Source organism: Vogesella lacus (genome assembly GCF_979366295.1).
Map to the genome: position 1 here is coordinate 15,628 of NZ_CEETQT010000007.1, position 18,514 is coordinate 34,141.

17 protein-coding genes and 1 pseudogene are annotated in these 18,514 nt (G+C 55.4%); 15 read left to right on the forward strand and 3 right to left on the reverse strand.

Going from position 1 to position 18,514, the window contains the following annotated elements; all coding sequences use genetic code 11:
- Nucleotides 1–738: pseudogene (locus tag ACZ9W6_RS10045) on the reverse strand (hypothetical protein); the annotation flags it as partial.
- A 119-nt stretch (nt 739–857) separates the two neighbouring features.
- Between ACZ9W6_RS10045 and mutY the strand changes: the two are divergent.
- The 11 genes from mutY to ACZ9W6_RS10100 all read left to right on the forward strand — a co-directional run bounded on the left by mutY (nt 858) and on the right by ACZ9W6_RS10100 (nt 11,360).
- On the forward strand, nt 858–1,931 hold the full coding sequence (gene mutY / locus ACZ9W6_RS10050; RefSeq protein ID WP_465190992.1) for an A/G-specific adenine glycosylase: 1,074 nt from the start codon (nt 858–860) through the stop codon (nt 1,929–1,931).
- Nucleotides 1,932–1,973: 42 nt separating this feature from the next.
- Complete coding sequence (locus ACZ9W6_RS10055; protein ID WP_465190993.1) at nt 1,974–4,184, forward strand: RelA/SpoT family protein; 2,211 nt, start codon at nt 1,974–1,976, stop codon at nt 4,182–4,184.
- Between the two features lie 30 nt (nt 4,185–4,214).
- Complete coding sequence (deoC, locus tag ACZ9W6_RS10060) at nt 4,215–4,979, forward strand: deoxyribose-phosphate aldolase (protein ID WP_465190994.1); 765 nt, start codon at nt 4,215–4,217, stop codon at nt 4,977–4,979.
- 160 nt (nt 4,980–5,139) lie between these two features.
- Nucleotides 5,140–6,360 carry a phosphopentomutase gene (locus tag ACZ9W6_RS10065; RefSeq protein ID WP_465190995.1) on the forward strand — a complete coding sequence of 407 codons (1,221 nt, stop codon included), beginning with the start codon at nt 5,140–5,142 and terminating at the stop codon, nt 6,358–6,360.
- 165 nt (nt 6,361–6,525) lie between these two features.
- Nucleotides 6,526–7,242, forward strand: coding sequence for a purine-nucleoside phosphorylase (gene deoD, locus ACZ9W6_RS10070; protein ID WP_465190996.1), 717 nt, complete (start codon nt 6,526–6,528; stop codon nt 7,240–7,242).
- 337 nt (nt 7,243–7,579) lie between these two features.
- Entirely contained in the window at nt 7,580–8,008 is a 429-nt protein-coding gene (gene rplM, locus ACZ9W6_RS10075) for a 50S ribosomal protein L13 (protein ID WP_465190997.1), read from the forward strand.
- A gap of 17 nt (nt 8,009–8,025) precedes the next feature.
- Entirely contained in the window at nt 8,026–8,418 is a 393-nt protein-coding gene (rpsI, locus tag ACZ9W6_RS10080) for a 30S ribosomal protein S9 (RefSeq protein WP_465190998.1), read from the forward strand.
- Nucleotides 8,419–8,538: 120 nt separating this feature from the next.
- Nucleotides 8,539–9,582 (forward strand): N-acetyl-gamma-glutamyl-phosphate reductase, encoded by a 1,044-nt coding sequence (gene argC, locus ACZ9W6_RS10085; RefSeq protein ID WP_465190999.1) that lies wholly within the window; start codon nt 8,539–8,541, stop codon nt 9,580–9,582.
- A 92-nt stretch (nt 9,583–9,674) separates the two neighbouring features.
- Complete coding sequence (erpA, locus tag ACZ9W6_RS10090) at nt 9,675–10,025, forward strand: iron-sulfur cluster insertion protein ErpA (protein ID WP_465191000.1); 351 nt, start codon at nt 9,675–9,677, stop codon at nt 10,023–10,025.
- 62 nt (nt 10,026–10,087) lie between these two features.
- Complete coding sequence (locus tag ACZ9W6_RS10095; protein WP_465191001.1) at nt 10,088–10,945, forward strand: CheR family methyltransferase; 858 nt, start codon at nt 10,088–10,090, stop codon at nt 10,943–10,945.
- 28 nt (nt 10,946–10,973) lie between these two features.
- Nucleotides 10,974–11,360, forward strand: coding sequence for a group II truncated hemoglobin (locus ACZ9W6_RS10100; protein WP_465191002.1), 387 nt, complete (start codon nt 10,974–10,976; stop codon nt 11,358–11,360).
- 236 nt (nt 11,361–11,596) lie between these two features.
- On the opposite strand, the gene folB is transcribed toward ACZ9W6_RS10100, so the two are convergent.
- Nucleotides 11,597–11,956: a dihydroneopterin aldolase gene (gene folB, locus ACZ9W6_RS10105; protein WP_465191003.1), complete on the reverse strand. Its 360-nt coding sequence runs from the start codon at nt 11,954–11,956 to the stop codon at nt 11,597–11,599.
- A gap of 68 nt (nt 11,957–12,024) precedes the next feature.
- Here folB and plsY point away from each other — a divergent pair, with 68 nt between their 5' ends.
- Complete coding sequence (gene plsY / locus ACZ9W6_RS10110) at nt 12,025–12,645, forward strand: glycerol-3-phosphate 1-O-acyltransferase PlsY (protein WP_465191004.1); 621 nt, start codon at nt 12,025–12,027, stop codon at nt 12,643–12,645.
- 39 nt (nt 12,646–12,684) lie between these two features.
- On the opposite strand, the gene ACZ9W6_RS10115 is transcribed toward plsY, so the two are convergent.
- Nucleotides 12,685–14,139, reverse strand: a complete 1,455-nt coding sequence (locus ACZ9W6_RS10115; protein ID WP_465191005.1) for a cryptochrome/photolyase family protein — start codon at nt 14,137–14,139, stop codon at nt 12,685–12,687.
- A gap of 222 nt (nt 14,140–14,361) precedes the next feature.
- Here ACZ9W6_RS10115 and ACZ9W6_RS10120 point away from each other — a divergent pair, with 222 nt between their 5' ends.
- The 3 genes from ACZ9W6_RS10120 to pilB all read left to right on the forward strand — a co-directional run bounded on the left by ACZ9W6_RS10120 (nt 14,362) and on the right by pilB (nt 18,502).
- On the forward strand, nt 14,362–15,363 hold the full coding sequence (locus tag ACZ9W6_RS10120; RefSeq protein ID WP_465191006.1) for a porin: 1,002 nt from the start codon (nt 14,362–14,364) through the stop codon (nt 15,361–15,363).
- Nucleotides 15,364–15,722: 359 nt separating this feature from the next.
- Nucleotides 15,723–16,676, forward strand: coding sequence for a porin (locus ACZ9W6_RS10125; protein WP_465191007.1), 954 nt, complete (start codon nt 15,723–15,725; stop codon nt 16,674–16,676).
- Nucleotides 16,677–16,798: 122 nt separating this feature from the next.
- A complete protein-coding gene (gene pilB, locus ACZ9W6_RS10130) occupies nt 16,799–18,502 on the forward strand; it encodes a type IV-A pilus assembly ATPase PilB (RefSeq protein ID WP_465191009.1) in 1,704 nt (567 codons plus the stop codon).
- The last annotated feature ends 12 nt before the right edge of the window (nt 18,503–18,514 follow it).

The window sequence follows — 18,514 nt, forward strand, 5'->3', positions numbered from 1 at the left end:
GCGCGGCTTGCGCTGTTCGAAGTCACGGCCACCTTCACGCGGTGGACGGTCGCCAAAGCGTGGCTTGTCGAAACCGCCTTCACGTGGCTGGCGATCTTCGAAGCGCGGCTTGCGCTGTTCGAAGTCACGGCCACCTTCACGCGGTGGACGGTCGCCAAAGCGTGGCTTGTCGAAACCGCCTTCACGTGGCTGGCGATCTTCGAAGCGCGGCTTGCGCTGTTCGAAGTCACTGCCAGCTTCACGCGGCGGACGGTCGCCAAAGCGCGGCTTGTCGAAACCGCCTTCACGCGGCGGACGGTCGCCAAAGCGTGGCTTGTCGAAACCGCCTTCACGCGGTGGACGGTCGCCGAAGCGCGGCTTGTCGAAACCGCCTTCACGCGGTGGACGGTCGCCAAAGCGCGGCTTGTCGAAACCGCCTTCACGCGGTGTACGATCGCCAAAGCGCGGCTTGTCGAAACCGCCTTCACGCGGTGGACGGTCGCCAAAGCGTGGCTTGTCGAAACCACCTTCACGCGGTGGGCGGTCGCCGAAGCGCGGTTTGCGATCTTCAAAACCGTGCTTGCCTTCGTGTGGCTTGCGGTCGAAATGCCCTTTGCCGTCCCGCCCTTTGGCGGCATGCGGTCTGTCGCCCTCGGCGCGCGGTGCGGGAGTTTGGCCTGCCGGCGGCGCATTGCGCGGGGCTGTCGGCAGAGGCTGGCGGCGATCAATGGCTCGCTGGCGGGAACGGAAACTGGACATTGCTTTTGAATTCCTGAAGAACAATCCTCCAATTCTAGCCGAATTTGCCTTTAACTTCTTGGTCTTGCTGCTTGTGCGGTTTATTATGACCGGTTGTTTTTTGTGCGTGACACCAAGCAATGTCCTTGCAAGCTGATTTTGCCGCGCGCCTGGTGCGCTGGCAGCATATTCATGGTCGCCATGGCCTGCCGTGGCAATTGCCCGACCCTTATGCGGTGTGGGTTTCCGAAATCATGTTGCAGCAGACCCAGGTCGCGACGGTGCTTGATTACTATCCGCGCTTCATGGCTCGTTTTCCGGACGTGGCAACGTTGGCCGCAGCGGCGCAGGATGAGGTGCTGGCACTGTGGAGTGGCCTTGGCTATTACAGCCGTGCGCGCAATCTGCACAAGGCGGCCAAGCAGGTGATGACGCAGTTTGGCGGACAATTTCCGTCCGGCCGCACCGAGCTGGAAACCTTGTGTGGAGTCGGGCGATCGACCGCTGCGGCGATTGCCGCTTTCGCCTTCGGTCAGCGCGAGACCATTCTGGATGGCAATGTGAAGCGGGTGTTGACACGGGCCTTCGGTATTGACGGTTTTCCGGGTGACAAGGCAGTAGAAAAGCAGCTGTGGCTGCTGGCCGAATCTTTGCTGCCGGCGTTGGCCGCAAACATGAAGCCCTACACCCAGGGCCTGATGGATCTGGGCGCGACGGTATGCAAGCGCAGCAAGCCGCTGTGTACGGCCTGTCCGATGCAGGATGGCTGTGTCGCGCGGCGTGACGGCCGCACTGCCGAGTTGCCACAGCGCAAGCCCAAGGCGGCGATTCCGGAGCGTGAAGTGGTGATGCTGCTGGCAGTGCATGAGGGCAAGGTGTTGCTGCAGCGCCGGCCGCCTTCCGGCATCTGGGGCGGTTTGCTGAGCCTGCCGGAGTTTGACAGCACGCTGGCGGTGGACGACTGGCTGGCCGGGCAGGGAGAGGGTGATCTGTTGCCGGCATGGCCGGTGCTCACCCATGTATTTACCCATTTCCGGCTGCATATCACGCCGCAATGTGTGGCCTTGCAGACGCTGGCCGCAAACAGCGTGCGCGAGGATAATGCCGTGTGGCTGACGCTGGACGCCGCGCCCGATGCCGGCGTGCCTTCGCCGGTGCGTCGCCTGTTGCTGGCCGCGCAAGCCGGCTTGCAGCACCCGACGCTGTTCGATTAAGTGCTTCACCCTGTCCTTACCCGATTCATTGAGAGCAAGTAAATGGTTTCTGTCGTTCGTTCGGTTGCCGATACCCTGGCTGATGCTGCTGACCCGGGCCGCTGGCTGTCGCAAATGGCGGCGGCGGTGCCCGCCGACGAGCGGCCGCAGCTGGAAAAAGCCTTTGCCATCGCCCGCCAGTGTTACGAGGGCAAGGCCTTGCCGCAGACCGGCGAGGATGTGTTCAGTCATGCCGTGGCGGCTGCTGCGATTGTCGCTGACCTGAACCTGCTGACCGACGCCATCGTGGCGACCCTGCTGTTTGCCGTGCCCGACTATCGCGAGGATTGGCAGGAGTGGCTGGGCAAGGACTTCAATCGCACGGTACTGACCTTGCTTGATGGCGCCACCCGCGTGCGCCGCCTGACCGAGCTGGCGCGCCTCGAGAAATCGGCAACGCCCGAGGACAAGGCGCGTCAGGCCGAAACCCTGCGCAAGATGTTGCTGGCGATGGTGGCCGACATCCGCGTGGTGCTGATCAAGCTGGCGTGGCGCACCCAGACCATGCATTACCTGCCGCGTGTCGAGGACATGGCGGTGCGGCGCATGATTGCCGGTGAAACGCTGGAGCTGTTTGCGCCCTTGGCCAACCGTCTGGGCGTATGGCAGATCAAGTGGGAGCTGGAAGACCTCGGCTTTCGCCATACCGATCCGGACAATTACAAGAAAATCGCCAGACTGCTCGACGAGCGGCGGCTGGAGCGCATCGATTACATCGACCGCGTGCTGGAGACCCTGCGTGAAGAGCTGCGCAAGGCCGGCATCAAGGGCGATGTGGCGGGGCGACCCAAGCACATCTATTCCATCTGGAAAAAGATGAAAAAGAAAAAGCTCGATTTCTCCGAGCTTTACGATATTCGCGCCGTGCGCATCCTGGTCGACCGGCTGCAGGACTGCTACACGGTACTCGGCATCATCCACAGCATGTGGCAGCCGATTCCGGGCGAGTTCGACGACTACATCAGCAACCCCAAGGCCAACGACTATCGCAGTCTGCATACCGCGGTGATTGGCCCGGAAGAGCGTGGCGTCGAGGTGCAGATTCGTACTTTCGAGATGCACGAGCATGCCGAGTTCGGCGTGGCGGCGCACTGGCGCTACAAGGAAGGCGGCAAGGGCGATGCGCAGTACGAGGAGAAAATCTCCTGGCTGCGCCAGCTGCTGGACTGGCGTGAAGACATGTCGAGTTCGGACCGCGAGGATCTGGCTGATGCCTTCAAGACCGAGCTGTTTGCCGACACCATTTATGTGCTGACACCGCAAGGCCGGGTGCTGGCGCTGCCCAATGGTGCAACGGCGATCGACTTTGCTTACGCGCTGCATACCGACGTTGGTCACCACTGCCGTGGTGCCAAGGTCGAGGGTCATATCGTGCCCTTGTCTACGCCGCTGCAGAATGGCCAGCGGGTGGAGATCCTGACCGCGAAAGAAGGCGGGCCGTCGGTTAACTGGCTGCATGAAGGCTGGGTCAAGAGCCATCGCGCCATTGCCAAGATTCGCCAGTACATTCGCCAGCAGAACGTCGATGTGGTGCGGGAAACCGGCCGGCAGATTTTCGAGCGCGAGCTGGCGCGCCATCCGCATCACAAACCCAATCTCGGGCATCTGACCGAAAAACTGGGTTATGGCCGGCTGGACGAGGTGTATGCCGCGCTGGGGCATGGCGAAGTGGGTTCGCGTGCCGTGGCGCAGGCGATTACCAGTCTGTTGCCGCCGCCGCCAACTGAAGTCAGCCCCGAGGACATCGTGCGCCGCAGTCGTGGCGGCCATGATTCGGGCGGCATTCTGGTGGAAGGTGTCGGCAACCTGATGACGGTGCTGGCCAAATGCTGCCGTCCGGCACCGCCGGATGCGATTGCCGGCTTTGTCACGCGCGGTCGTGGGATCTCGATTCACCGCACCAGCTGCATCACGCTCAAGCGTTTGTCGGCTGAGGCGCCGGAGCGGCTGATTGATGCCGACTGGGGCAATCAGCAGGGCAGCGTGTTCCCGATTGATGTCGACATTCAGGCCGCCGACCGGCCGGGCCTGTTGCGCGATATCTCGGATGTGTTTACCCGCGAGAAGATCAATGTGATCGGCGTCAATACGCTGTCACGCGACCAGAAGGCACGCTTGCGCTTTACCGTCGAAGTCCGCCACGTACGCGATCTGTCGCGCGTGCTGTCGCATCTGATGGAAGTGCGTGGCGTGCAGGAAGCGCGCCGCGTCTGAGCGGCTTGCGGCCAACCTCAAGGAATGATCATGGAATTGAAACCGGGCGCGGCGCTGTCGTTGTCGCTGATGGACCTGACTTCGCTGAACGATGACGATACTGTCGCGCGTATCGAGGCCTTGTGCCAGAAAGCCGGCAGTTACGCCGGTCAGGTGGCGGCGGTCTGCGTGTATCCGCGCTTCGTGCCGCATGCACGCAAGGCACTGGCGGCCAGTGGCAATGAGGCGGTGCGCATTGCCACGGTGACGAATTTCCCCGATGGCGGTGACGATATCGCGATTGCTGTGGCCGAAACCCGCGCCGCCATCGCTTATGGTGCCGACGAAGTGGACGTGGTGTTTCCGTACCGCGCGCTCATGGCCGGCAACGGCAAGGTTGGCCGCGAGCTTGTCGCCGCCTGCAAGGCCGCTTGTGGCGACAAGTTGCTGAAGGTCATCATCGAAAGCGGCGAGCTGGCCACGCCAGCGTTGATTCGCGAGGCCAGCGAGCTGGCGCTGGCGGGCGGTGCCGATTTTCTGAAGACCTCGACCGGCAAGGTCAAGGTCAATGCCACGCTGGAGGCGGCAAGCATCATGCTGCAGGCGATACGCGATAGCGGCCGGCCGTGCGGCTTCAAGGCGGCGGGCGGCGTGCGTAGCGCGGCAGAGGCAATTGCCTATCTGCAGCTGGCTGTCGACATCATGGGGCCGCACTGGCTGACTGCGGCCAACTTCCGCTTTGGCGCATCGGGCTTGCTGGATAGCTTGCTGGCGACGCTGGCCGGCGAGGAAAAACTGTCCGACAGCCATTACTGATGCCATGATGTTTCACACTAGCGGCACGCCACCTGGCGTGCCGTTTTGCCTTGTGTAAATGCTTGTAGTGCTTGCCTTTTTACGCGGCTGAAAGGCATGCTAGAACTACAGATAAATGCCTGAAACTAATGGCATACACGACATGACGAGGCAATACGAGATGGCTGCTAAGCGCGCAATAATTCTGGTTTTGGATTCCCTTGGCATAGGTGCGGCGGCGGACGCCGACAAGTTCGGAGACATCGGCAGCAACACTTTAGGCAGCATTGCGAAGGCGGCCGCCAGTGGTGCGGCCAACGTTGGCCGCAATGGTGTGCTGAACCTGCCTAATCTGTCGAAACTGGGCTTGGCCCATGCATGCGAGCTGTCGTCCGGCTACTTCCCCGAGGGGATGGACAGGGCCGCGCCACTGGCGGCCTATGGCTATGCGCGCGAGCTGTCCAGTGGCAAGGACACGCCGTCCGGCCACTGGGAAATCGCCGGTGTGCCGGTGCTGTTTGACTGGGGTTATTTCAGCGACAAGGAAAACAGTTTCCCGCAAGCGCTGCTTGACGAGCTGGTCGAGAAGGCCGGCTTGCCGGGTTATCTGGGCAATTGCCATGCTTCGGGTACCGAGATTCTCGATCGTCTGGGTGAAGAGCATATGGCTAGCGGCAAGCCGATTTTCTATACCTCGGCCGATTCGGTATTCCAGATCGCCTGCCACGAAGAGACCTATGGCCTCGAACGCCTTTACGAGCTGTGTCGCATCGCTCGTGAGGCGCTGGCGCCGTACAACATCGGTCGCGTGATTGCGCGGCCGTTTGTCGGTAGCGGCAAGGGCCAGTTTGCCCGTACCGGCAACCGCAAGGATCTGGCGGTAGAGCCGCCGGCACCAACCGTGCTGCAAAAACTGGCCGAGGCCGGCGGCGAAGTGGTGTCGATCGGCAAGATTGCCGATATCTACGCCCACGTCGGCATCACGCAAAAATTCAAGGCTACCGGCATCCAGGAGTTGTGGGATAAGACCCTGGCTGCCATGGACAGCACGCCGGGCAACAGCATCATCTTTACCAATTTTGTCGACTTCGATTCCAGCTACGGTCATCGCCGTGACATTGCCGGCTATGCGCGCGCGCTGGAAGAGTTTGACCTGCGACTGCCAGAAATCATGGCGAAGATGGGCGAGGACGATATCCTGATCCTGACGGCTGATCATGGCTGCGACCCGAGCTGGCCAGGCTCTGACCATACGCGCGAGCACATTCCGGTGCTGTGTTATGGCAAGCTGGTGAAGGCCGGCAGTCTGGGCGAGCGCGCTACGTTTGCCGATATCGGCCAGAGCGTGGCGAGCTGGTTGTCGCTGCCGAAAATGGATTACGGGACATCTTTCTTGTCCTGAAGATGTTCCTGTCTTGAAGATCAAGCTAGCCCGACGAGTACACGGCAGGTGACGGACGCTCGTCGGGTCTCATTTCTGCCTGTGGCTGCAAACACCGTACCCCGTGGCCTTGCCACCGCCGTGTATTGCCGCTTGCAGGTTCGCGATATAACAAGGAGATGAAACATGGCTACACCGCATATCGGTGCCGAAATGGGCGATTTCGCCGAAACCGTATTGATGCCGGGCGACCCGCTGCGTGCCAAGCTGATTGCCGAGACTTATCTGGAAAATGCTGTGCAGGTGACCAGCGTGCGCAATATGTTCGGCTACACCGGCACTTACAAGGGCAAGCGCTTGTCGGTGATGGCGCACGGCATGGGGATACCGTCGGCCAGCATCTACACCACCGAGCTGATCAAGGATTTTGGCGTCAAGAACATCATCCGTATCGGCTCTTGTGGCTCGACCGATCCGGCCAAGCTCGGTATCCGCGACATCATGGTGGCCATGGGGGCGAGCACCGATAGCAAGGTCAACCGCATGCGCTTCCTCGATCATGATTTTGCGGCAACGGCAGATTTTGGCCTGTTGCGTACAGCGGTTGATGTGGCTGACGAGCTGGGCAAGAAAATTCATGTCGGCAATGTTTTCTCGGCAGATCTTTTCTATGGCGTGCAGCCACAGCTGCTGGATACGTTGAACAGCATGAAGGTGCATGCTGTCGAGATGGAAATTGCCGGCATTTACGGTGTTGCAGCGCAATATGGTGCCCGTGCCCTGGGTATCGTAACCGTGTCGGATGTCATTCCTACAGGCGAGGCGATGGATGCCGAGGCGCGCCAGACGACCTTCCGCGACATGATGGAAATCGCGCTGGAAACCGCGTTGCGCCTCGATTGAGCATTCTGCATGAGGGGAGTGTGATGCTGGTGTTGCGATTTTATCGTGCGGTGCAACAAAGAACTTGCAAAATTACACTGTCGTCACCATAATCACATCTGCATCAGGACGTTGCAGACAGTGTGCGTTTTGGTGTTGTCTCCTCCATCCTCCTTCAATAGGTGGAACTTGGCGCAATCCGGATAGCCGATTGCGCCGTTTTTTTTGTTCCGCAACTTGTTTTTCGTGTTTGTGGAAAAGTTGCCCCAAACTCGCGAACACGGTCAGCTTTGTTTTGACAGCGAAATCAAGTTGTAATAGAATCCGGAACTTTCAAGAATTACGATGGTAGAGTTCCATGAAGACCTTTTCTGCCAAGCCGCATGAGGTAAAGCGCGAGTGGTATGTGGTCGACGCCGAAGACAAGGTGTTGGGCCGTCTTGCCGCTGAAATCGCACGTCGCCTGCGTGGCAAGCACAAGCCGGAGTTCACTCCGCACGTTGATACTGGTGATTACATTGTTGTCGTTAACGCAGACAAACTGCGCGTAACTGGTAACAAGGCCCAGGACAAGAAGTACTATCGCCACTCCGGTTACCCGGGCGGTATCTATGAGCGCACCTTCACCGAACTGCAAGACCAGTTCCCTGAGCGCGTTCTGGAAAAAGCCGTCAAAGGCATGCTGCCGAAAGGCCCGCTGGGTTACGCGATGATCAAGAAGCTCAAGGTTTACGCCGGCACCGAGCATCCACACACCGCGCAACAGCCTAAAGTGCTGGAAATCTGATCAGAGGCAATTAAGAGATGAACGGTAAATATTACTACGGTACCGGCCGTCGCAAGAGCTCTGTAGCTCGTGTGTTCATGCAGAAAGGCTCCGGCCAGATCGTTGTTAACGGCAAGCCAGTTGACCAGTATTTCGCTCGCGAAACTGGCCGCATGGTTATCCGTCAGCCGCTGCAGATTACTGATCACCTGGAATCGTTTGACATCATGGTCAACGTTTCCGGTGGTGGCGAAACTGGCCAAGCTGGTGCAATCCGTCACGGTATCACCCGTGCTCTGGTTGACTTCAGCGCCGAACTGAAACCGACCCTGTCCAACGCCGGCTTCGTTACCCGCGATGCCCGTGAAGTTGAACGTAAGAAAGTCGGCTTCCGCAAGGCACGTCGTCGCAAGCAGTTCTCCAAGCGTTAATTCGCTGGCGTACGACCGAAAAGCCACCGCATCGCGGTGGCTTTTTTCATTATTGCCTTGCACGTGCTCTCGTCTTACCATGTCGCCTTTGCGACATTTTTTTATATTGGAGAGCCGCGCATGATCAAGGTTGGCATTGTTGGTGGTACCGGATACACCGGAGTCGAGTTATTGCGTTTGCTGGCCAATCACCCGGGTGCCGAAGTCGTTGCGGTGACTTCTCGCAAAGAAGCAGGTATGCAGGTTTCCGAGATGTTTCCAAGCCTGCGCGGGCGCGTCAGTGTCGCTTTCTCCACGCCTGACGAAACTGACCTGAAGGCATGCGATGTCGTATTCTTTGCTACTCCGCATGGCGTGGCCATGGCCCAGGCGCGTGAGCTGCTTGCTGCCGGTGTCAAGGTTATCGATCTGGCAGCGGATTTCCGTCTGAAAGATCCGGCCGTATTCCAGAAATGGTATGCGATGGAGCACAGCTGCACCGATTTGCTGGATGAGGCGGTGTATGGTTTGCCAGAAGTTAATCGTGAAGCCATCCAGCGTGCGAATCTGATCGGTATGGCAGGCTGCTATCCGACATCGGTACAGCTGGGTCTGTTGCCGGTGCTCGAAGGTGGCAAGCAGTATATCGAGACCAATACCCTGATTGCTGATTGCAAATCCGGCGTTTCCGGTGCCGGACGCAAGGCCGAGGTAGGTACCCTGTTTGCCGAGGCGGGTGACAATTTCAAGGCTTATGGCGTAAAAGGCCATCGTCACACTCCGGAGATCGAGCAAGGGTTGGCCGCCATTCATGGTGCGCCTGTCAGCCTGACTTTTGTGCCGCATCTGACGCCGATGATTCGTGGCATTCACTCGACCATTTATGCCCGTATCCGCCCTGAAGGCCGTGATGTTGACTACCAGAAACTGTATGAAGAGCGTTTCGCCAGCGAGCCATTTGTCGATGTGATGCCTGCAGGCAGCTGCCCGGAGACGCGTTCGGTGCGTGGCGCCAATACTGCGCGTATCGCCGTGCACCGACCAAATAACGGCGACCTGCTGATCATTCTGGTCGTGGAAGATAATCTGGTCAAAGGTGCGTCGGGGCAGGCTGTGCAGGTGATGAACCTGATGTTTGGCCAAGAAGAGCGCGCCGGTCTGGATATTGTTCCGCTGCTGCCCTGATCTTGAAATGTGGCCAGTTGTACCGATATCCGACTAAAATAGTGGGATGAAGGATCGCTGGTGCGATTCGTCCCTTATGTGAGGCTTGAATAATGACTGCAGCAACCGAAACCCTGACTCCTATTGCTTTCACCGACAGTGCTTGTGACAAAGTACGTGATCTGGTGGCAGAAGAGGGTAATCCTGACCTGAAACTGCGAGTTTTTGTCACTGGTGGCGGCTGCTCCGGTTTCCAGTACGGTTTCACTTTTGACGAAATCGTAAACGAGGATGATACCGCTATCGAACGTGGTGGCGTGACCTTCCTGGTTGACCCGATGAGCTATCAGTACCTTGTTGGTGCTGAAATCGACTATCAAGAAAGTATCGAGGGTTCCCAGTTCGTGATCCGCAATCCGAACGCCCAGACTACTTGTGGTTGCGGTTCTTCGTTCTCGGTTTGAGTCAGAACGGTGCAATGACAAAACCCGGGCTAGTCCCGGGTTTTTTACATAGGTAAACCAGCATGCAAAACAAGATGCCCCCCATCTCGATACCCAAGGTGCAGTTTGTCCGCGAGTTTACATTCACTGATCAGGATTTTGATCAGATTCGTAATCTCATCAGGCGCGAGGCGGGCATTGCCTTGAATCCGAGCAAGAAGGATATGGTTTACGGGCGGTTGGTACGACGCATTCGCGAGCTGAAACTGGATGGGTTTCCTGCCTATCTCGCCTATCTGCAATCGATTGCCGGCAAGAAAGAGTTTGAGTTGTTTGTAAATGCACTGACAACCAATCTCACCTTCTTCTTTCGGGAGGAGCACCATTTCCAGATTTTGAGCGACTATCTCAAATCGTTGACCAACAAGAGTGATATCAGTATCTGGTGTGCGGCATCGTCAACCGGTGAAGAGCCATACTCGATTGCGATGACGGTTTGCGAGGCATTTGGTGGCAGGGCTAACGTACAGATTCTGGCTACCGATCTCGACACCACGGTACTGGAGGTTGGCCGCAAGGGGATTTATCCGGCGGACAAGATTTCGCGATTACCGGCTGGCTATGCGACGCGCTACTTTGACAAGCTGCCTGATGGCAACTACCAGGCGAAAGCCATGCTGCGCGACATGATCAGCTTTAGCCGTCTGAATCTGATTGACTCGGGCTGGCCGATGCGCAAACAGTTTGATGCGATATTTTGCCGCAATGTGATGATTTACTTCGATAGGGATACCCAGTTGTCCGTATTGAAGAAGTTTCATCCTTTGGTAAAACCTCATGGCTTGTTGTTTGTCGGGCACTCGGAGAATTTCTATTTTGCGAGTGACTACTTTGCCCTGAGGGGAAAGACTGTTTACGAGCTGGCCAAGCCAAAAGCTTGAGCCTTGATTGTGCGGAAAGAGAGATGCAATGCAGGAAATGACACCTTATGAATTGCTGGGTGGTGCAGGTGTTGTACGTTGGTTGACGGACAGGTTTTACGACATCATGGACCGTGATCCGGAGGTCAAATCGTTGCGGGATATGCATCCGGCGGATCTGACCGAGTCACGCGAGAAGTTGTACATGTTTCTCTCGGGTTGGCTGGGTGGGCCTGCTCTGTATATGGAGAAATTCGGCCATCCGCGTTTGAGGATGCGCCACATGCCTTTTGCCGTTGATGCGTTGGCCCGCGATCAGTGGATGTCATGCATGACAAGAGCAGTGGATGAGCTGGTTTGCGAGGATTGGCTGAAGCAGAAGTTGCTGGAAGCTTTTTTCAATACCGCTGACTTCATGCGAAATCAGGAGCAGTGATCTTCGGGCTCTGGCAGATGCATGGAATCAGTCGGAGCCACAGCTACAAAGCAGGAGGTTGTAGGGCTGCTTCAGGATTTGGCCTGTCTCTATTCAACCGCGGACGAGACAGACGGCTGGCAGTGTGCCCAGTTATGGCTGAGGTTAAAGCCTGGCGTGACGGTCTTGCGGCGGTAATGGGTATTTTGCGCCGATTTCAAAATACCCATTCTTGAATCATTTATTGTGCGGGCGAGTCAGCTTGGACGATGTCCGCGTTCAATGCATACACCAACATATCTGACATCTTGCAAGATATTGAGCTTGGTAACGGAGACCTTCACCCATGGTGCACCAAACTCATCGCGAATGATTTTGGCAATGTGCTCTGCCAGTGCCTCGATCAGCAGAAAATGCTGCTCGGACAGCGATGATCTGATGCGCTCGACAACCTCGCCATAGTGAATCGTGTCGCCGATATTATCGGTGTGGCACGGCACTTCACTGGGAATGCCGATTTCCATATCCAGCAGGATGTGTTGCGGGGCGGTGCGCTCCCAGTCGTAAACGCCGATGACGGTTTCGGCCTTAACTTCTCGCAGAAAAATGATGTCCATTATTGCGGGCTTTGGGAATTTTGCCCGATACCGTAGAATGCCAAGTCCTGCATTCTAGTTGATTCGCCATGAGCACAACAGCGTTCGCCTTCATTTTACTGGCCTATTTGCTTGGTTCCCTGTCCTTTGCCGTGATCGTGACGCGGCTGATGGGCATGGCTGATCCGCGTACCTATGGTTCCAAGAATCCCGGTGCAACCAATGTCTTGCGTTCTGGCAAAAAGTTGGCCGCAGGCCTGACCTTGCTGGGCGATGGCGTCAAAGGCTGGCTGGCAGTGTGGCTGGTCGGTTTGATCGGGCCGGGTTATGGGCTGACCGAGCAGCATGTCGCAATGGCAGGCCTTGCCGTGCTGGTCGGTCATATGTGGCCGGTGTTTTTCGGTTTCAAAGGTGGCAAAGGGGTTGCTACGGCTGTAGGCGTGCTGTTGGCGTTCAATGGCTGGCTGGCCTTGGCTGCGCTGGCGACCTGGCTATTCATGGCCTTTGTCGTCAAGATTTCATCGCTGTCTGCGATCGTCGCCTGTGTACTGGTGCCGGTTTACGCTTATTTTGTTGTTGGCCCACAAAGCATCTATTTCGGTACCAGCATGATTATTGCGATGCTGGTGATTCACCGTCACAAGAGCAATCTGCTTAATCTGATGAGTGGCAAGGAAGACAAGATCGGCAAGCCGGATCAGAACGGCTAGTTTGATAAGCAGAAAAATGCCCGGCTTGCCGGGCATTTTTCATTGCTTGCCAAACAGCTCAAGCGCGAGCTTGCGTTGGGTGGCGTGATCGACAATCGGCGCCGGGTAGTCTCGTCCCAGCCGGAAGCCCAAAGGCGGATTCTTGGCCAGCCATGGGGCATGAATGGCTTTGTTATCGTGTTTTTCCAGTTCTGGCACGTAACGCCGGATGAACTGACCTTCGGGGTCAAACTTCTCGGACTGGGTGACGGGGTTGAAAATCCGGAAGTAGGGTTGAGCGTCGCAACCGGTCGAAGCCGCCCACTGCCAGCCGCCATTATTGGCCGCAAGGTCAAAGTCCAGTAGCTTCTCGGCAAAATAGCGTTCCCCCCAGCGCCAGTCGACAAGCAGATCCTTGACCAGAAAGCTCGCCACTATCATGCGCAAGCGATTGTGCATATAGCCGCTGTTATTCAGCTGACGCATGGCTGCATCCACAATCGGGTAGCCGGTTCGGCCCTCGCACCAGGCATCAAACCAGTCCTGATTATTGGGGTAAGCCAGCTCCCGGTATTCTTCCTTGAAGCTGGTTTCTGCTGCGTGTGGAAAGTGCCAGAGTAATTGCTGGTAAAACTCGCGCCAGATCAGCTCCTTCATCCAGCATTCTGAACCGGCATTGCTTTCCTGGCTGGCAACTCGCATGACCTCGCGTATCGAGATCGTGCCAAAGCGCAGATGGGCGGAAAGGTAGGAGACGCCCTTTTTGGCGGGGAAGTCTCTTAGCTCCTGATAGCGGGAAATGCGGCTGGAGAAATCATCCAGTAATTGCAAGGCACCGCTACGTCCTGTCGGCAGCTTTATGTCCGCTTCACAAAAGCCAAGTTCGGCCAGTGTCGGAATGTCATAGCCGGCAGGGGCTTGTTGCAGTGCTGTGGTATCGGTATTGAAGGTGGTGAGCATGCCTGAGTGGAAGGCCTGCAGCCAACGTTTCATATAAGGCGTGAAAACGGTGTAGGGCTTTCCCGTGCCAGTCAGCAATTCATCCTTCTCGAAAATGACATGGTCTTTCTTGAGGCTCAGCTGTTTGCCTAGGTCGGCGAGCTTGCGACCAACCTCCATATCTCTGGTTCTGGCATAGGGCTCGTAATCTGAACCGGCATACACAGTATCGCAATTCAGTTGGCTGGCCAGCTCGGGAATCAGTTTTACCGGGTCGCCATGAAGGCAGAGCAAGTCGCCCCCACTTTTTTGCAAGGCAATTTTCAGCTCGTGCACTGCGCTGTGCAGGAGTGGCATGCGGCGATCGTCACCAGGTAGTTCTGACAGGATGTTTCTGTCAAAAACAAAAACAACAAAGAGGCGGGCGGGTTTTGCCTGGCTGGCGGCGTATAGGGTGGCATTGTCTGGTAGGCGGAGATCGCGTCTTAGCCATGCTATGGCATTAATATTCGACATATTCGGTTTTTGTAGTTGGAAAAATGCGTCACAACACATTATGTATTGATATAGTTGCAAATTAACAATTGTTGATGATTTTTACAAAAAATCAATTGTTTCAATGTGTTAATGATTTTATAAGTAAATATATTCAAATTTTAAGATATAAAATCCTAAAAAATACTGTTGTTTTGGTGTGATGTTGCTGATTAGTATGGTCCTGCGGTTGCGACAGATTGTTGCAACAAGATAACAAGCCAGATTTCAAAACTGCTGGCGCTGCACATACTAGGGAATATTATGAAAAAGCTGATCGTTCTGGCCACCTTGGCCGCTTTGCCTGCCGTTGCTGTTGCTGACGTTGCTATCACCGGCAATATCGGTGTTGCTCTCTCCAACGTTAAAGTTGGTGATGCAGGTTCTACCAATAATATGTCCCGCCATGCTGGCCAGATCGTTTTCTCGGGTAACGAAGATCTGGGCAATGGCATCAAGGCTGTTTGGCAGGTGGCTAACCGTATCGATCCGGCTGGCGACGAGACAGGTGCCAGCACTCAGTGGGCGAACCGTGACACCTTCATTGGCGTGAGCGGTGATTTTGGTCGTGTGCGTTTCGGTAATGTTTCCAGCCCGACCAACTCCGGTTATGGCTCCCAGGTTGACCAGACCTACCAGCTTGCTGGCAGCGGTATTTCCATGAGCAGTGGTGCAGCCCGTCACAAGCACAGCGTGCGCTTTGACTCGGCCAACTACGGTGGTTTCGAATTCGCCGTTTCTCACCAGATCAAGGAAGCAACTGCAGCTGTTGCTAGCCCGGCTGCTGATCGCGAGTCCCGTCCGGCTTACGCCAATGACTTCGGTGTGAAATACAAGTCTGACCTGTTCTCTGTTCAGGCTACCGTTGAGAACCGTGTTAACGCCACTGTTAAAGGCAAGACCGATCGTCATATTCAGCTGAGCGGTGGTACTTCTTTTGGCGATCTGGGTCTGTATGCCGGTTATGCTCAGAAGAAAGTGGCTGTCGTTGGCACGTCTTCAGAAAAGAAAAACAGCGGTTTTGGTATTGCGGCCAACTACAAACTGGACAAGCTGACCTTTACCGGCTCGTTGTGGAATGAACGCGATAGCGTTACCGATGGCGTGAAGGCTGATGATGACTTCCGCGCGCTGACTCTGGGTGTTAACTACGACATCTCCAAGCGTACTTATGCCGGTTTTGAATTCAGCACTCAGAACGAGTCGCTCTCCGGTATAAAGGATGACCGTCGCGCTACTGCTGTGTACTTGTTCCACAAGTTCTAAGCTTCAAGCCTGAGTGGTGTAATCCACTCGGTCATAAAAAACCCCACGGTAAAGCTGTGGGGTTTTTTGTTTGTGTAGAAGTTTTCGTTGTTATATTGCAACATATTCGTGCTTTTGTTGCAATTAAGCACTGTTGGCATTTTTTATATTTTATCAATTAAAACATGTACTTATTTTTTTCTCACATCGCATTGCCAATGCCATTTGATTTTTTTGGGTGAGGGCGACTTGGTTTTTTTACAACGTTAGTTTTATAGTGCAGCCCAGATACCACTGCGATATGCCGTGGTCAAAACAGCCCTGCCGGGCCTTTGGTTCGGCCAAGACCGGGCAGTGTCCATGACCTGAAAGGAACACACATGAAAAAGCTGATCGTTCTGGCTACTCTGGCTGCTCTGCCGGCCGTTGCTATGGCTGACGTTACCATCTCCGGTAACATCGAAGTTGGCGCTACCAACCTGAAGGTTGATAACGCTGCTTCCAATAACAACATGTTCCGTAACGCTGGCCAGATCGTTTTCTCCGGTAACGAAGATCTGGGCAATGGCCTGAAAGCTATCTGGCAGGTTGCTAACCGTATCGACCCAACTGGCGACGAAACTACCAATGCTTGGAACGGCCGTGACACCTTCATCGGTCTGTCTGGTGCTTTTGGTACCGTTAAGTTCGGTAACATCTCCAACCCGACCAACTCCGGTTTCGGTGCAGCTGCTGACGTATTCGACGTAATCGGCGTTCATGGTAACGATGCTGTTATCGGTTCCTACAAGGCTGGTGAGAAGCGTCTGAAGCACTCGATCCGCTACGATGCTCCAGTTATCGGCGGTCTGACTGTTGCCCTGTCCCATCAGCTGAAAGAGAGCGCAACTTCCGCTCTGTACAACAACTCCTTCGGTCTTAAGTATGACGCTGGTGTTGCCAAGTTCGAATACGCTAACTCCACCGACAAGAACGTAGGTGTTAGCCAGAACCAGCAGCAGTTCTCCATCGCTACTCAGTTCGATGCTCTGGGTGTTAACTTCGGTTACGGCTCCACCAAGTCTGGTTCTGCCAAGACCCGTGGTTATGGCCTGAGCGCTACCTACGAAATGGGTAACATCACTCCTAAGATCGGTTACTGGAAAGAAGCTGACAGCAAGGACGCTACTGGCACCAAGCTGGACAACGACTACTCCGTATTCTCCCTGGGCGTGAACTACGATCTGTCCAAGCGTACCTGGACTGGCGTTGAATTCCAGCGCACCAGCGACATGGGCAATACCAGCAACACTGGTACCCGCGTATTCGCTGTATACCTGGGCCACAAGTTCTAATCAGAACTTCTCGCTCTGAAAAAGGCTGCCTCGGCAGCCTTTTTTCATTTTGAGAAGCAGCGAGTGATCTAGTCTGATGTAATGAACGTATAATCTTTTCATTCTTCATCTCGGATCCCCTCATGAGCACGACAACTATCTCCGGACTGGGACGGGCACTGGTGCAAAGCGACAAGTTGCTGATGCACGATGCCGAAGCGATTCAGAAGCAGGCTCAGACATCAGGCATTACCTTTGTCGAGCAACTGGTCCAGAGCAAAAAGTTGAGTGCTCAGGAAGTCGCTGTGTTTGCGGCCAACATGTTCGGTTTGCCGCTACTTGACCTGGCTAGTCTGCAAACGGATACCTTGCCAAGAGGGGTGGTGGATGAGGATATCCTCGTTTCGGGTCGATTGCTGCCGCTGTTCAAGCGGGGCAGCAAGCTGTTTATCGCGACATCCGATCCGACCAATTCGGCGACATTCCACACAATTACCTTCAAGACTGGTCTGGGAATTGATCTTGTCGTGGTCGAGGATGACAAGCTGGCAAGCTTGTTGCGCCGATCGACTGAGAATGCCAATAAAGTTCTGACAGATTTGGCGGGGGATGATTTTGGCGATCTGGAACTCACCGATGGCGATGCTATTGTCGATGTCGAATCCTCATCCGAGGTGGAAGATGCACCGCTGGTCAAGTACGTCAATAAAGTGCTGATGGACGCCATTAATGGCGGGGCATCCGATATCCACTTTGAGCCGTACGAAAAGTATTACCGGATACGTTTCCGCGTGGATGGTGTGTTGAAAGAGGTTGCGCAGCCGCCATTGGGTATAACGAAAAAACTTGCCTCTCGTATCAAGGTCGTCTCCAAGATGGATATCTCCGAAAAACGGGTACCACAGGATGGCCGTCTGAAACTGGTGATTTCCAAGCACAAAGCGGTTGATTTCCGGGTGAGCACGCTGCCGACGCTTTATGGCGAGAAGATTGTCATGCGTATTCTGGATGCCTCTGCGGCATCGCTGGATATCGAACAACTGGGCTATGAACCTGCTCAAAAGGAAATGCTGCTAAAGGCTATTGAGCGTCCCTACGGCATGGTGCTGGTGACGGGGCCAACAGGTAGCGGCAAGACTGTTTCTTTGTATACCTGTCTGAATATTCTGAATAAATCAGATACCAATATCTCGACTGCTGAAGACCCGGTCGAGATCAACTTGCCGGGTATCAATCAAGTAAACGTCAATGAAAAGGCTGGGCTGACTTTCGCTTCTGCGTTGCGCTCATTTCTGCGTCAGGATCCGGATGTCATCATGGTGGGTGAGATCCGTGATTTCGAGACTGCCGATATTGCCATCAAGGCCGCGCAGACGGGTCATATGGTCTTTTCAACCTTGCATACCAATAATGCGCCGGCAACTTTGACCCGCTTGTTGAATATGGGCGTTGCCCCGTTTAACGTAGCCAGTTCGGTGTTACTGATCATGGCTCAGCGACTGGCCAGACGTTTGTGCAAGCATTGCAAAGCACCGGTTGATATTCCCGAGAAAGCACTGCTGTCTGCGGGCTTCAGTCAGGCAGACCTGGATGGCTCCTGGAAACCCTATGGACCCGTGGGCTGCGATGAGTGCAAAGGGTCGGGTTATAAGGGGCGTGTCGGCATTTACGAAGTTATGCCAATTACCGATAGCATGATCAGGCTGATCATGAGCGGTGGTAATGCGATGGAAATTGCTGATCTTGCCAGAAAAGAAGGCATGATTGATTTGCGGCAGGCGGGCCTGCTGAAAGTAAAACGTGGCATGACGTCGTTGATGGAAATCGAAGCGGTAACGAACGAATAACAGCAAAAAGGG